The organism is Armatimonadota bacterium (assembly GCA_017303935.1).
In the GTDB taxonomy this organism is placed as follows: domain Bacteria; phylum Armatimonadota; class Fimbriimonadia; order Fimbriimonadales; family Fimbriimonadaceae; genus JAFLBD01.
In genome coordinates, this window is sequence record JAFLBD010000003.1 from 80,646 (window position 1) to 96,418 (window position 15,773).

Annotated in this window: 12 protein-coding genes; 8 read left to right on the forward strand and 4 right to left on the reverse strand. The window is 53.7% G+C overall.

Annotation, left to right across the window (positions count from 1 at the left end):
• The first annotated feature begins 1 nt into the window (after position 1).
• On the forward strand, positions 2-1,312 hold the full coding sequence (gene mnmE, locus J0L72_09525; GenBank protein MBN8691008.1) for a tRNA uridine-5-carboxymethylaminomethyl(34) synthesis GTPase MnmE: 1,311 nt from the start codon (positions 2-4) through the stop codon (positions 1,310-1,312).
• On the opposite strand, the gene J0L72_09530 is transcribed toward mnmE, so the two are convergent.
• Positions 1,313-1,966, reverse strand: coding sequence for a hypothetical protein (locus J0L72_09530; protein ID MBN8691009.1), 654 nt, complete (start codon positions 1,964-1,966; stop codon positions 1,313-1,315).
• Positions 1,967-2,088: 122 nt separating this feature from the next.
• Between J0L72_09530 and clpB the strand changes: the two genes are divergently transcribed.
• The 7 genes from clpB (at position 2,089) to ppk1 (ending at position 13,347) form a co-directional block, all read left to right on the forward strand.
• Positions 2,089-4,698 carry an ATP-dependent chaperone ClpB gene (gene clpB, locus J0L72_09535; protein MBN8691010.1) on the forward strand — a complete coding sequence of 870 codons (2,610 nt, stop codon included), beginning with the start codon at positions 2,089-2,091 and terminating at the stop codon, positions 4,696-4,698.
• 154 nt (positions 4,699-4,852) lie between these two features.
• Positions 4,853-7,600 (forward strand): zinc-dependent metalloprotease, encoded by a 2,748-nt coding sequence (locus J0L72_09540; GenBank protein ID MBN8691011.1) that lies wholly within the window; start codon positions 4,853-4,855, stop codon positions 7,598-7,600.
• Positions 7,601-7,711: 111 nt separating this feature from the next.
• Positions 7,712-8,707, forward strand: coding sequence for a hypothetical protein (locus tag J0L72_09545; protein ID MBN8691012.1), 996 nt, complete (start codon positions 7,712-7,714; stop codon positions 8,705-8,707).
• A complete protein-coding gene (dacB, locus tag J0L72_09550) occupies positions 8,707-10,038 on the forward strand; it encodes a D-alanyl-D-alanine carboxypeptidase/D-alanyl-D-alanine-endopeptidase (protein MBN8691013.1) in 1,332 nt (443 codons plus the stop codon). The genes J0L72_09545 and dacB overlap by 1 nt, the downstream gene beginning before the upstream one ends.
• A complete protein-coding gene (locus J0L72_09555) occupies positions 10,016-10,321 on the forward strand; it encodes a hypothetical protein (protein ID MBN8691014.1) in 306 nt (101 codons plus the stop codon). The genes dacB and J0L72_09555 overlap by 23 nt, the downstream gene beginning before the upstream one ends.
• A 42-nt stretch (positions 10,322-10,363) precedes the next feature.
• On the forward strand, positions 10,364-11,263 hold the full coding sequence (locus J0L72_09560) for a hypothetical protein (protein MBN8691015.1): 900 nt from the start codon (positions 10,364-10,366) through the stop codon (positions 11,261-11,263).
• Positions 11,260-13,347, forward strand: coding sequence for a polyphosphate kinase 1 (gene ppk1, locus J0L72_09565; protein MBN8691016.1), 2,088 nt, complete (start codon positions 11,260-11,262; stop codon positions 13,345-13,347). Before J0L72_09560 ends, ppk1 begins: the two co-directional genes overlap by 4 nt.
• Positions 13,348-13,560: 213 nt before the next feature.
• Here the strand turns inward: ppk1 and J0L72_09570 are convergent, their stop codons facing one another.
• From J0L72_09570 to dnaJ, 3 genes are read right to left on the reverse strand one after another with little or no spacing between them, the layout of a single operon-like run.
• Positions 13,561-14,235 (reverse strand): Type 1 glutamine amidotransferase-like domain-containing protein, encoded by a 675-nt coding sequence (locus J0L72_09570; protein ID MBN8691017.1) that lies wholly within the window; start codon positions 14,233-14,235, stop codon positions 13,561-13,563.
• 3 nt (positions 14,236-14,238) lie between these two features.
• The gene (locus J0L72_09575; GenBank protein MBN8691018.1) at positions 14,239-14,613 is read right to left on the reverse strand and encodes a MerR family transcriptional regulator; all 375 of its coding nucleotides are present in this window, start codon (positions 14,611-14,613) and stop codon (positions 14,239-14,241) included.
• Positions 14,614-14,636: 23 nt separating this feature from the next.
• Positions 14,637-15,686, reverse strand: a complete 1,050-nt coding sequence (gene dnaJ, locus J0L72_09580; GenBank protein MBN8691019.1) for a molecular chaperone DnaJ — start codon at positions 15,684-15,686, stop codon at positions 14,637-14,639.
• Positions 15,687-15,773: the final 87 nt, after the last annotated feature.

Consider the following 15,773-nt stretch of genomic DNA (forward strand, 5'->3'; position numbering starts at 1 on the left):
CATGCTCGGCCCGCTCACAGATACGATCGTCGCCCCAATCACTGGCTCGCAAGAAGCTCCGGTAGCGATCATCCGGGCATCAGGCGCAGAATCCTGGCGCATCGCTCGAAACGTATTTGGAGGTCTTCCAGAGAATCCGGTCGCGCGACACGCCTACTTCGGGAAGTTCACCTCCGGCGACGATGGGATTTGCATCCTGTTTGCAGAGGGCCACTCTTTCACTGGAGAGGCGATTGCAGAATTTCATGTCCACGGTTCGCTCGCATCCGTTCGTCACACCGTAGAGGCTTGCCTCAAGGCGGGAGGGCGCATGGCGAACGCCGGAGAATTCTCCTACCGCGCGCTGATGAATGGCGTCATTGACCTGAGCCAGGCAGAAGGGATCGCGGAGACGATCACCTCGCGCACTGAACGGCAACTCAAGCACTCCAACTTGATGCGGACTGGCGCGGTCAAGCAACATGTTTCAGAACTCTCGGCACAGATCACCAGAGTACTCGCACACGTAGAGGCCGCCGTGGACTTCAGCGAGGAGATCGGCGACCTCGATAAACCCGCCACCGCCGCAATGCTGGAGCCAATCATCGAGCATCTTAAGAAGAGGTGCTGGAATTCTGGCAAAGCGCAAATCGTGCGCACGGGCATCACCGTCGCGATCATCGGCAAGCCAAATGCGGGCAAATCTTCCCTGCTGAACGCGCTGCTGCAATCCGACCGTGCCATCGTCACCGATATCGCTGGGACCACGCGGGATACTTTAGAAGAGTGGATCGAAGTCGAAGGGTTTCCGGTCCGGTTGATCGACACCGCCGGGATTCGGGATTCCGACAATGTCATCGAACAGATTGGAATCCAGCGAACGCGCGATGCGGCTGCCTCCGCGGAGATGGTGTGGTACCTGGTGGACAGTGCCGCCGGTTGGTCCGACAGTGATGAGACTGAATCTGACTCTTTCGACGCCCCGGTCGTCACCGTCGCGACCAAGACAGATCTCGCCACGCCCGATTTCGAACACGACATAGCGATTTCGACAGTCACTCTTCAGGGGCTCGAAGAATTGGTTGCAACTTTGAATCCGTTGCTGACCATGGCGACCGAAGAGATGATCTTCCATCCTCGGCACCAAGAGCACTACCTGATGGCGCTGGAAAACCTGGCAAGCGCTCACCAAACATTGCTCTCTGAAATGCCATTCGACTTGGCATCGGTTGGCCTTCGAGGCGCACTCTACGAACTCGGAATGATCACAGGCGAGACCGCGAGCCAAGACATCCTTGAAAGGATATTCAGCGCGTTTTGCATCGGCAAGTGATCATCGAACGGTGATCGGAATCACGACTTTCCACTGCCCTTTTGGAGCCTTTGCATTCATGTCTTTCGCCATTCCTTTCCATATGGTCTGGCCAGGCCGATATTCTTCGGAAGGCGACCTGCCAGTGAATTCGTATCGGCAATTAAGTTGATAGCTCCCAGATGGCAACGCACGCTTTGTCGCGGTACTTCTGGCGGAGATTTCGTATATGCTCGTGCCTGGCTTCAAGATCAGCATGCCGTCAATGGAATCCACCAACAGCGTCTTTGATTGCCCCTTCTCCAGGACATAGAATCGATTTTGCTCGACCGTTTGGTTTACGATTGTCTGGTTGTCCGGAATCGTCCGGTGACCGTAGAACCACACAGGATTTGACTTCCTGAATAGGCTGAGCGTCGCATTGCTGGACAACGCTCCGTCGGATGCAAACACTGGCATCGGAAGGGACTTTTGCGAAACGTTCTGCAATTTCAACCTGACCCACAGCCTTTGACCCGGACGAATGGACTTAGCGCTGACGTCCACAGAAAGCTTGATTCCTGACCGAACCACTTCCCCGCCCTCGATCCAATTCACCGGAGGGCTGGCCAACTTGACCCCAGAACCAGGAGCGAACTGCGCCAACACCACTGCCGAAACCAAAGATCCCCACATAACACTATCCTTCTCTCTGATTCTAGACGTTAATAAAATTGCGGGTGATTTTTGGAACGAATCGAGCGAAAGATTTGTATATTGCTAATAGAATCACATTTCTTTAGTGTAGGAGGCTCAATATGCGATTTGACAAGATGACAATCAAAACTCAGGATGCGTTCAGGGACGCTCAAGCGATGGCGGTGCAGATGGAACACCTGGCCATTGATACCGAGCATGTGTTACTCGCGCTTCTGAACCAGGATGGCGGCATCACGTTGCCGATGCTTCAGCTTCTGGGGACAGATTCGGGCGCGATTTCTACTGAACTTCAATCTGACCTTAACTCTCGGTCCAAGATTTCTGGCTCCGCCGCAACCTATGGGACGAGCATGACTGGACGTCTCCAACAAGTCTTCAACGACTCGTTCAACCTTGCCGACCAACTGCACGATGAGATCGTTTCGACAGAACATTTGCTCATCGCCATTGCCAAGGAGCCTGGCTTTAGCGGCACCTTGCTGAGGCGGCTCGGGGTCACCGACCAAGCACTCCTCAAGGCTCTGGAATCAGTGCGTGGAGGTCAGCGTGCAACCGACCCAAATGCTGAATCACGTTATCAGGCGCTTGAAAAGTACGGGGTGGACGTCACTGCAAAGGCTCGGCAGGGCAAGCTAGACCCAGTCATCGGTCGCGACGAAGAGATTCGGCGCGTCATCCAAGTTCTCAGTCGCCGGACGAAGAACAATCCCGTTCTGATCGGCGAGCCAGGAGTTGGAAAGACGGCGGTTGTTGAAGGGCTGGCCCAACGGGTCGTCAATAACGAAGTCCCGACCAGTCTGCAAGGCAAGCGCGTCATTAGCCTCGATCTCGGCGCGATGGTTGCTGGCGCAAAGTACCACGGAGAGTTCGAGGAGCGGCTCAAGGCCGTACTTGACGAGATCAAAAAGCACGAGGGCGAGATCATCCTCTTCATCGATGAATTGCACACGCTCGTCGGTGCAGGCAAGACCAGCGGAGCGCTGGACGCGGCGAACATGCTCAAGCCAATGCTGGCTCGGGGCGAACTCCGGTGCGTGGGCGCGACGACGCTAAACGAATATCGGCAATACATCGAAAAGGATGCTGCGCTTGAAAGGCGATTCCAAACCGTTCTGGTGGACGAACCGACGGTGGAAGAGACAATCTCGATTCTGCGAGGATTAAAGGAGCGGTACGAGATTCACCACCGAGTTCGAGTGACTGATTCGGCACTAGTGGCCGCTGCGACTTTGAGTAATCGCTACATCACCGATCGTTTCTTGCCAGACAAAGCAATCGACCTGATCGACGAAGCGGCGAGCAAGTTGAAGATCGAAATCGAGAGCGTCCCGACCGAAATCGACGAGATCCAACGGCAAGTCATCCAGTTGGAGATCGAACAGCAAGCTCTGAAGAAGGAGACCGACGAAGCAAGCAAGGATCGCTTGGTCAATATCGAATCCAAGCTCGCCGATCTTAGGGAGCAGCTAAGCCGCGAATCCGCCAAATGGAAATCGGAAAAAGAACGCATCGATAAGCTCAACGAGATCAAGTCTGAGCTGGAAAATGCAAAGTCGGAGCTCGAGCGGGCTCAACGTGAAGTTGATTTGAGCCGGGCCAGCGAATTGCAATATGGCGTGATACCTAAGTTGCAACAGCGCTTTGATGCTGCACAAACCGAACTTCATGAGCTTCAAGCCGATGGCAAGATGCTTAAGGAAGAGGTTGAGGCCGATGAGATCGCTGAGGTGATCAGCAAGTGGACCGGAATTCCGGTCAGCAAGTTGCTCCAAGGCGAAATGGGCAAATTGCTGGTTCTAGAAGAAGAGCTAGGCAAACGCGTTGTAGGCCAAGGCGAGGCACTTCGCGCAGTGTCGGACGCTGTGCGGCGATCGCGCTCTGGGATATCGGACCCGAACCGCCCTATCGGCAGCTTCTTGTTCCTTGGGCCAACTGGCGTGGGCAAAACAGAGACCGCAAAGGCGCTGGCTTCGAATCTATTCAACGATGAAAAGGCGATGGTACGGATCGATATGAGCGAATATGGCGAGCGTCATTCCGTGAGCCGGTTGATCGGTGCGCCTCCTGGATATGTCGGTTATGAAGAAGGCGGCCAGCTCACTGAAGTCGTGCGGCGTCGACCTTATTGCGTCGTGCTTCTCGACGAGATCGAAAAGGCTCATCCCGAAGTGTTCAATGTGCTACTCCAGGTTCTCGACGATGGACGGTTGACGGACGGTCAAGGCCGAACGGTGAACTTCAAGAACACGGTGATCATCATCACGAGTAATTTGGGCTCGCAACATTACGGCGATATGGTGTTAGACCGCCAGAAGTTCGAGGACATTCGCCGAGAAGTCTTGGATGAAGTCCGACACTTCTTCCGACCGGAGTTCTTGAACCGATTAGACGAACTGGTAGTGTTCCAACCACTCGGACCAAAGGAAATAAAGGACATTGTGTTGATCCAGCTGCAAAGCCTGAAATCCAGGCTTGCCGAGCGAAAGATCGGATTGGATTTGAGCGACTCCGCGCTCTCGCATTTAGCAAGCGTCGGATTCGATCCTGTGTTTGGCGCGCGTCCGATTCGCCGCGCGATTGAGCGTGAGATTCTCAATCCGCTATCGCAGAAGCTGATCAGTGGCGAGGTCAAGGATGGAGATCACGTGCTTCTCGAGCTAGAGAACGGATCGCTTGAATTCCGCCCACAAGTAAAAAGTAACTCCTAATGACTCCCATATTCCCGCCGAAGATAGAATCTCCGGCTGGAATTTTTGTGCCTGAACAATATTCCTGGACGACTTCCGATAAACTAGCACCAAATTAGGAGGAACTCGGGGCATACCGACCGTCCGTAATTTTTGTCTGCTAGGGAAAAAGCATATGCGACTCAACAAAACCCTGTTTATTTCATTGGCGATGGTTGGAGTGTCCAGCATTGGACTCATCAGCCCCACAATTGCGCAATCTGAAACTGCTACAGCTGTAAAGGCAACACAAGCCGAGCCACCAAAGCGTGACCAACGCGCAGTGGATTACGAAAAGACCATCAAGGATCTGCAAAAGTTTGATGGCGCCTTCACGATCTATCTCCGAAAGAAGGATGTTCTGGCGGAAATCGGAGAGGACAAGCTAGGCAAGATTTTCTGCCTTCAAGGTTCCTTCCACCACGGATTTAGCGAAGACCCAGTCCAAGCTGGTTCTCCAATCGGCGGCAATGCAGTAGATGTCTTCCGGTTCGATAAGGCCGATGATTCAACCGTCTGGCTGGTCCGCCCAAATCTTTCGTACCGATGGGATTCGAGCGATCCACTTGGGCTCGCATCCGAGCGAAGCTTCCCTAAGGCAATTCTGGATGACTTCCGAATCGAAGGCTATAACCCAGAAACTAAGAAGTACTTAATCAACATCTCGTCGTTCATGACCGGCGATTTGCAACAACTGCCGATGATGATCACGATCCTCGGTGGCGGACAATACTCGCTTGATCGAGACAAGAGTGGCGTCGACAAGGTCATTCAAGGCGGAGACATCACCACCATCCGCATGAACCTGACTTACAACGGCCGCCCTAGCATGGGAGATAACCCGCTGGCCGCACTTCTTGGCATGCAGTTCGTGAACCAAGCTGAAGACCCACGAAGCATGCCACTCAAGGTGACTTGGAGCATGTGGTTCCGTGACGAGAACAGCACCTACATGCCACGAGTCGCTGATCCTCGCGTTGGTTACTTCACCCAAGATTTCTGGTCTGTGGACAGGTTCTACCGACGCGACCGAACCCAACGCTACATCAACCGATGGAACCTAGAGAAGAAGGATCCAAAGGCTGCGGTAAGCGAACCAGTCAAGCCGATTGTCTGGACCCTCGACCCTTCGATTCCTGCCAAATTCCGACCAGCATTCCGCGAAGGTGTGATGCGGTGGAACAAGGCATTTGACGCCCTCGGATACAAGAACGCTGTTCAAGTCGTCGAAGCTGATCCAAAGGACAAGGACTACGATCACGCCGATGCAAGGCGCAACGTCATCCGACTTACGATGACCCAGAATTCGGCCTACGCAATCGCATTGTTCCGAACCGACCCGTTCACGGGTGAAATTCACAATGCAAGCGTCAACCTGGACGCCAACTTCTTGCATTACGTCAATCAAGAGTTCCTTCGATCGGTGATTCCTACCACTGCGATGGTGAAGGCTCGAACAGATTACGCACGACAAGGCCTCACGAAGTCCTTTGCAAATCTGCCTCAGCCATACGAAGTCGAAAACAACAACTTCGCTAAGGTGGGCAACACCAAGCTGAAGGAAATGCAGAAGCTCGGCTGGAGCACGATTGTTTGCGACCAAGCCAACTACGCTGTGCGTGATGCAGCGATGAAATACCGAATGGCATTGGCAAACGGCATCAAGATGTCGCCTGATCAGTTCATTGACGATTACATCGCCGACGTGATTTGCCATGAAGTAGGTCACTGCATGGGCTTGCGACACAACTTCGTTGCTTCGACCAACTTGACCACGGCTCAGCTTGGAGATCCTGCTGCTGTTAAGGCAAACCAAGTCGCTGCTTCGGTGATGGACTACACCCCAACCAACGTTGTGGCGATCCTCAACGGCAATGAAGAGTCGATGCACAACCACGGAGTTGGCCCATACGACGTGTTCGCGATCCAATATGGCTATTCCGACAAGGCGGGCAACTCGCCAGACGCCGAGCGATTTGCGCTCTCGCAGATTGCTCGGAACGGTGGCCGACCTGGCTGCGGATTCATGACCGATGAAGACGCCGACGGACTGGACCCATTTGTGAAGCGATTTGATCTTGCAAAGGATCCAATCAACTACATGGCGAAGGACATTCAATCCTCGCGCAAGGTCCGCCGATGGGCTGTGGCAAACATGCCTCGAAATGGCGAATCCTACGCAGATCGAAACTCGTTGGTTCTGGGATCGATGCTGAATCAGATCAGTGGCCTTTCCAGCTTGGCTCCATTTGTGAGCGGCGTGGTTGGCAATCGAAACTTCCGAGGCGATGTTGACGAAAAGCCAACCCTCTCCCCGGTTCCAGCATCTGAAGCTCGCGCTGCGATGATGTTGATCACGAAGGAAGGCCTCTCGCTGGATTCAATAGATATTCCAGACAGCATCCTCAACAATCTCTCGCTTGACTACAACACCGGCGACGGTAACCAGTTCACGGCTCCGATTCGTGGTCTGCTCGTCGGCACTCAAGCGAACCTCATGTTCCAACTTCTTTCGGTGGACACCATCGAAGGAGTGCTCGAAAATCAATTCAAGCAACCTGGCAATAAGAACGCATATACCATCGACGAGCACTATGGATTGCTTTCGTCGGCAGTGTTCGGCGAGCTTGGCAAGGGCATGAACGTGAATTCGATCCGCCGAGAATTGCAAGCGTCGATGATCTACGCGTTGACGATTCAAGCTGGCACAAAGGGCATCTCTTCCGAAATCGCACGGTGCGCCAACGATCAGATCGACCGACTCGATTCTAAGTTGTCGGCTGCGATTGCTTCTGGCAGAATCGATTCGACGACCTCTTCGCACTACCGAGACTTGCGACGAAAGATTGCAAGGTTCTCGAGCCGAATCGCCGTCGAACAATAAGTCTCGCGGCAATCGACATCGTCCCTGCAGGCAGTTCTGCTTGCAGGGACTTTTTTTGTTCTAAACTGTGTTTTCGTTTGGCCGTTTTCAAACGTATTTAAGAGGAGCGTTATGCCTAATTTGCAAATCGACATGGATCAAGCACAATCGCTTGCGGAATCGCTTGGAACTTGGCTAGATGCTCTTGGTGCCCGGCAGACCAGTCACCAGCCGGTCAAGCCCGATCACTATCGTCCGTTTCATTGGCCACCCCACCAGGTGAGCTTTGATTATCTTGTGCCAAACAGCGAATGGCATGGCCGGGCAGAAATGGTGGTCGATGGGGAAACGTATTCGGTCAGCGTCGCTCGGACTGGATTCGGGATATTCGGACGTTGCGATGCACTTCGCGCTGAAGCAAAATCGGACACCGAAGAAGGCATGATCAAGGCTTTGATCCAGACTGTCAAGCCGCTGCTCGCCCGCCGCAAATTGATTGGTGAATCGATTGAATCTGGAACGCCCTTCACGGGTTCATTCCGTGATCTCGATAATCTCTCCTTGCTGAAGCTATTCTTCTGTTCGGATCGCTCGGTGGCACACGACGCCCAGATTGAGATCGAAACGCGCGGCAACCTCGCTAACGTTGGTCCAGCGCTCATCACCATCCTCAACGAAACAAGGCACAAACACCGCAGGACAGCACAGTGGCTCGTATTAGATCTGTTCGAGGACTTGCCATCCTACTTCCCTACTGAAGAGGGACAAGCTCAAGCTCTCGAGGCGATCAAACAACTTCTCTGGACGGCGGAAGACGACTACGCCCGCACCGTGTATAAGGCAGGTGTGGTTCTCGGCGGGCATGTCTGCACCGAAGCGGCTGCGAACGTGATTTTGGAGTGTGTGGATTGCCCGAGCCGGATTGGAAGGCGGTCCGCAATGCACGCAAGTTTCCACCTTTGCGAATGGCTTCCTTCTCGAAGGCCCGACGTATTGCGCGCATTGCGTAAGTCGTCTGCTTCCGACAAAGAACCCATCCTTCAGAAATATTGTACGGCGCTCATAAAGGACATTGAGACCGAACAAATCGACCACGTCGCCGACCCGATTTTTCCCGACGAACCGTAATGCTAACGACTTGCCTTGCACTCCTTTCCGCGGCTTCGACCGCAACTCTCTCTGAACGAATCGAACTTGCCTTAGACGATCCTGCCTTGGATGGCGCACTTGCTAGCGTGACTGTGATGGCTCCCAGCGGCGAAGTTTTGTTCGAACAGAATTCAGACAAGCGGGTGATGCCGGCAAGCAACCAAAAGATTCTCTCCTGCCTTTATGCGGCGGATAGCCTGGGGACAGCTTATGCCCCTGAAACTCAGGTTTGGGTGTGGCCCGATCTGATCACGATTTACTCTCCGGGGGACCCGAGCATGACGCTCGCCAAGTTGGTTGAGGCTTCTAAGCAATTACCCAATCGAAATTTGCCGGTCAAGCTCGTTCAGGCGTATTCTCCAGGAGTCCCGCCGGGCTGGGAGTTTGATGATCTCATCAACCGATACGCCGCTCCCGTGAAGGCATTTACTGTTGACCAGGGCGCTTTCGCGCTGGAATCGGAGAAGGGCAAAATCGTGCCCTTGCCCCCACAGTACGGCATCAATGTGATCTTTACACCCAGCGCATCGGCTGCTCAAGTCGACTACGATCTCGCTTCTGGCACAGTGCGCGTGAAGGGTGAGCTCGGGTCGAACCGTGCCTCGCTCGATACGCTTGCGCTACGAAATCCGGACATCGTGGCAGGAAAGTTCTTTGGTCGCTCGGTAACAGCCGGAGTAGGCGTGCCGCGATCAATTCCAACTTTTCGTATCACGGGCGATATTCTCGCCAAGCAGCTTGGAGATTGTCTTGCACCGAGCGACAACCAATACGCTGAGCACATGTTGTTGATGGCGGCAAGTAGCAAAGGGCTGATCAAGAACCCAGCTGATCCCTATCCTGCCGCCCAACAGGGCCTCATTAAGTTTTTGACTCAAACCGTCGGCGTGAATGCTAAAGACATCCGCCCGGACGATGGAAGCGGGCTCAGCAGACATAACTTGGTCACCACCCGTGCGATCGCTCAGAGTTTGCGATGGGCCACGCAGCAACTGTGGTTCCCAGCGTTTGAAAACGGTCTTGCCGCACCTGGCAAAGGGACCCTCAAATCACGTCTTCAAGGCAGTAGCTTCCGAGGCAAGACCGGCACGCTTGACATGGTTGTGGGACTGAGTGGATACGTTCTAACCAAGAATGGCGAGCGCAGAATCGTGTCCATTATCATCAATCACGCCACCGAATCTTCGTCAAAAATACGGGAAATTGCGGATGGAATCGTGAGAATTGTGGAGAGTGACCTTGCCGATGGCACGGGAGTTGCGTACAGTGATCGACATGAAGTTCGACATGCGCTCCTTGTTTCCAACTAAGGCCCTGATTCTGCTCTTAGCAATCGGGTTTATAGATTTGGTTGCGACAGCGGTCCTGCACGCTAGAGGTCAGATCGTCGAGCTCAATCCGATCATGCGCCCATTGATCGAAACCAGCGAGTGGCTGTTCGCCTTGGTAAAGGGCATGACACTCGTGCTCGCCTGGTTGACGATGGTGCGAAACTCAAAGACTCACCTGGCTTTTATCCGACGAGCCTGCCTCGCAGGTAGCGGCGCATACATATTCATCTGGTGCGTCTGGTTCTTCTCCAGCGCGGGTTAGTCACCAACCGAACCTGCCACCAGTGCGCCATACTGAAAACAGATGGCTCGCCGGTACGCCGCTGCGGATATTGGATCAAACACCGTTCACCTCTTGGTGGCCGAGATCACCCCAACCGGCATTCGCCAATTGATGAGTGAAAGCAATTGGCTCTCTCTCGGCGAAGTCGTCAGTCGCGAAAAGATCATCCCTCCCAAGGTCGAGCAATCTCTCATCGACTCGCTCAAGGTGTATCGAAAAGCCGCGACCGAATTGGGCGCGCCAAAACTCCAAGTTTTCGCGACAGAGGCGATGCGCATAGCGCAGAACCACGAGGAAGTTCTGAAGAGGATTCGCACCGAATCTGGGGTGAATGTTGAAGTCATTTCCGCGATCCGCGAAGCAGAACTTTCTCTTCTGGGCACCTCGCTGGACACCCATTTTGACGGTCCGCACCTGATGATCGAAGTCGGTGGAGGCAGCGTTCAAGTTGCGCTCTGCGAAGATGGCAAGATCCTAGATGAACATTCGCTCAGCATCGGCACAGGCCGCCTCAAAGCTAAGTTTAATCTGGAACAGCCGAGCAATCCCGAAGTTATCTCCCAGGTTCGGCATTATTGCCGCAGCCTGTTTGAGCGATGCCCGAAGCCGGAGCGGTTAGAAGGCGTGGTCGCAAGTGGCGGGGTGGCGAGGGGACTTTTGCGGGCGTTGCATCCAGATGGTGCACCGATTCTCCGATTATTTGAAGTGGATTACCTCGTTCGATCGGTGGCGGAGTTAACAGAAAAACAAATCTGCCGCAGATTCCACGTCAAAGGCAAACGAGCTGGAACTCTTTTGTGTGGTTCCATCATCTTTCAAGAGATGTTGCGGCACTACTATCAAGACCGGTTCACCGTGAGCGAATTCGGCGTGAGAGAAGGTGCCGTCCTAGAACAAGCCAGCGAACCCGTTTTAAAATGAGAATCAAAAAGCGTCCACTCAATCGGCCCGTAAGCGAGCTTTCGAACAGGTATGTCAATCGTGAATACAGTTGGCTGCAGTTTAATCAGCGTGTGCTTGAAGAGGCAGAAAATCCGCGTGTGCCGCTTTTTGAACGCCTCAAGTTTCTCGCCATCTTTGAGTCCAACCTAGACGAGTTTTACATGGTTCGTGTTTCGGGGTTGATCGAACAGCACGAAGGCGGCATTCAGGACTTGACTCCGGATGGGTTGACACCTTCTGAACAGCTGACAATGATCGCCGAAGTCGCCAGGGCGCTGCGGCAACGAGCAGCGAATCAATGGTCAGACGTCCTGCGACCGGCTCTCGAAGAAAAGGGCGTCCGAATTCGAAATATCGCCGATCTCCCAATTGAAAAGCAGATGGAGTTGCGGCAGTACTTCCGCGAAGAAGTCTTCCCGCTTTGCACACCGCTGATCTTGCATCCCGCGCCGAACGTGCCGTTCATTTCCAATCGATCGCTCAATCTGGCCGTCACGCTCAAAGGCAAATCGAAAGGAATCTACATCGGCCGGGTCAAAATCCCTTCTGTCATCCCGAGGGTGATCGAAGTTTCGCCGGGTTCACTTGAATACGTTCTTCTTGAAGACCTCGTAAAGCACAATCTCGACTCTCTGTATCCGGGCACCAATATCCAGAGTGCGAATCTTTTCCGTGTCATTCGCGATGCTGACGTCGAAATCAAGGACCTGGAAGCAGCGGACCTCGTCAACGCTATCGAAGAATCTATTCGCGAGCGACGATTTGGCGCACCGGTGTTGTTGGAGATTGAAGAAGGAACACCGACATCAGTGCGGAACACGCTCATGAAGTTGTTGGAATTGGATTCCGACGATGTTTTTGATGTTCGCGGATTGATCGGCATGGACATGCTCAGCCAGATCGCCAAGCTCGACCTGCCCGATCTTCGCTTCCCACAGTTCTCTCCAATTAAAACTGAAGCGTTGAGCACCCCACAGAGTCTGTTTTCGATCATCGCTGAGCGAGACGTGCTGGTCCATCACCCTTTTGATAGCTTCTCGCCAGTGGAGAATTTTGTACGAAGCGCGGCGCAAGACCCAGATGTGATCGGGATCAAGCAAACCTTGTACCGTGCGGGTGCAAAATCTCCGATCGTCGAAGCACTGCTTGAGGCCGCAGAACGTGGCAAGCAGGTCGCGGTGATGGTGGAGCTCAAGGCTCGGTTTGACGAGAGCAATAACCTGGTTTGGGCCAGAGCCCTTGAGCGCGCTGGCGTTCACGTGAGCTACGGATTCCCAAATATGAAGGTCCATTGCAAGCTCTGCTCGGTCGTGCGCCGAGAGGGTGGCAAGCTGAAATCCTACGTCCACATCGGGACCGGAAACTACAACCCAGACACCGCGCGGCTGTATACCGACGTTGGCTTGTTCACTTCGGACCCGGATATCACGCGGGACGTCCAGGAACTGTTCAACTACCTCACCGGACTTTCGAATCCGATGGAGTACAGGCAGTTGCTTGTTGCGCCAGACAATCTGCGCGATAAAGTCATCCAGCGAATTGAGCGCGAAATCGACTGTCACCGCCAATATGGCAACGGCAGGATCATTATCAAACTGAATTCTTTGGTCGATCCCGAGGTCATCGAGAGTCTGTACGATGCTTCTAACGTTGGCGTTCAGGTGGATCTCTTGGTACGCGGCATCAGCTGCGTGCGGCCAGGCATTCATGGCATGAGCGAGAACATCCGGGTCAAGTCCGTAGTCGGCAGGTTCCTCGAACACTCGCGGGTTTACTATTTCGGCAACGGAGGCACTCCTGAAGCGCTCATTGGTAGTAGCGACCTGATGCGCCGCAACCTTGATCGCCGAATTGAGGTCTTGGTGCCAGTTCGGTCCGAAGTTCTCACTCGGATGCTGCATGACAATCTGCTCAGCATCTATTTGCAGGACAACACGAACTCGTGGATCATGCAATCCGATGGCTGCAGCCAACGGAAAATCGAAGATGGCGACAACGCTTTTTCGGCACAGAAGTACTTGATTCAGCATCCTTTTGCGCCGCATCAAGTTCCCGGTAAGTGAAACTACCAGCTAGCAGAAGCGCGGGACCTTCGGCGGTCTAGCAATCTCGCGAGCGAACATTTGGTTGTAAAACGGCGACAATAACCATAAGGATGCCCACACAAAAACCAATGCCGGTGTCACCAGCCACAGAAGTTGCTCAGGAAAAACTAGAAAAGCTCATGATCGATGCTTGGCGACGTGAGCACGAAGAATCGGAAGAAGAAGAATCTTCTAACGACTGAGCCATTCTGGCTTGCCTTCAGACTCGATCAACTTCCCTTCGCGGATGACGATCCACTCGCCTTCGCTTATCCCGACGCCTCGTTCCACGGGCCAATGATCTAGCGCAAATTTTAAGCGGACTTGGCGGTCACGATTGCGATAGTGCGTGTCCACCAGAAACGGCACCAAACCAATGCCTTCCGATCGCAGTGGCAGATTGTCATCTGTCATCCCTCCGATCATCGGATTGCTGAGCACCATCGCTCCAGCGCTCGTTCCGAAGAAGCAAACTCCATTATCGAGCGCTTGCCGAAACAGCTTTTGCGCAAATTGGGCGCCTAGAGCGGCAACAAGCCTCTTCTGATCCCCTCCGGGCATCCAAACGCCCTTGGCGTTCAGCACGAGGTGAGCGAGCTTTCTATTGGTTGCGGGGCCAGGTTGATCCCCGAACGCGATGACGTTTTTCGCTCCGTTCTCTTTAAGGAACTGGGTTGACCCGTCAGCGGATTTCTGCGGCTCAGCTGACGAATAGCCCAGAACGATGATCTTCTCGTCGGCTCCTCCGATCGCTCGAAGGAACCGAGCGACCACCTTTGGACTGGTCTTGCCTCCACCGGCAAGGATAATTGTGCCGGGTTCTGGCGTTGCGCTGACCATTGCTGTAAGCAGCAGGCTAGAGAGCATGGATCAAATCTCGGGTCTGCGCCATTCGAGACGCAAGGAAGGAAGCAACTGCTCGTCTTTACGAATCGGCAAATTGCTGTTCATCAAGAGATTTTGAATTCGGCGCTCGGCCTCAGATCGAAACTCCTCAAACTGAGATTCCATGTCCTCGCGCATCTTATCCATGTCTTCCAGGAGCCGGAGGATGATCTCCACTCCCGCCAGATTGACACCGATTTCTTGCGTCAGCCGCTGAATTCGCTGGACTCTTTGAATGTCCACCATGCTATACAAGCGATTCTTTTGGCCGACTCGGCTCGGGTTGACCAGGCCGAGCCTTTCGTATTGCCGCAAGGTTTGCGGATGGACATTGCACAGACGGCTTGCAACACCGATCATGTACAGCGGCTCTCGGTCGGCGCTCACGCCTTGACCTCCGCTTGTGCCATCTGTTCGAACAACTCGCGCTGTTCTGGAGTGAGATTTTTGGGCAATGCAATCTTGAGTTTCACAAACAGATCACCTCTCTGATTAGAATTCAATTTCGTCATTCCTTGATTCGCTAGCCTGAGCGTTTGGCCAGGTTGCGATCCCTCGTTAATCTTCATCGTGAGTGTCCCGCGGAGTGTCGGAACTCGTACTTCCCCGCCCAAGACAGCAGTCGTCAGGCTAACTGGCACTTCGGTTTCTAGATCGTCACCCTTTCTTTCGAACTGAAAGTGCTTTTCGGCTTTGACCACAACGTAAAGGTCGCCCGCGCGGCCATTTGCGCCGACCGATCCTCGGCCAGGTACCCTGAGCTTCCTTCCTTCCGGAATCCCGGCGGGAATCTTCACCTCAACCCGTTTGTTGCTGAGCACGACGCCGTCGCCGCTGCAGGTCGGGCATCGTTCCAGGGTGGATTTTCCGGTGCCGCCACAACCTTCACAGGGTTGTGACATGCCGAACATTCCGCGCTGGGCTCCCGAACCTTGGCAAACGGGGCAAGTTCTCGAAGACTTCAGCCGGACGAATCCTGTTCCGTCGCAAGACTTGCAACTATCTTGAACTTGGTAGCTGAGCGTGCGGCTGGTGCCTTTGTCGATTTCTTCGAGCGGCACAATGATCTCTTTGGTGAGGTCTTTGGCTTCGACACCTTTGGGCCTACTCCCTTCTGCTGGCGCGGTATGAAAGAATTGCTCGAAGATCGAGCCAATGCCACCACCGCCGAAGTCGAAATTGACTCCGCCAAAGTCGCCTCCGCCAGACATATTCTCGTAATTCTCGCCAAAACGGTCGTACGCTTTGCGCTTTTCAGGATCGCTGAGCACTTCATTTGCTTCGCTGATCTCCTTGAATTTGGCTTCGGCGGCCTTATCCCCTGGGTTCACATCAGGATGGTATTTGCGTGCAAGCTTTCGATACGCTGATTTGATTGTCTTATCATCAGCGGACCGGCTTACGCCCAACACCTTGTAAAAGTCCTTTGCCACGTTATGCTCCTACACTCAATACCATGAGTATATAACGCTCAAGTCGGGCGATTGGTTTCAAAACAAGAGTGCCCCGGAGAATTTTTC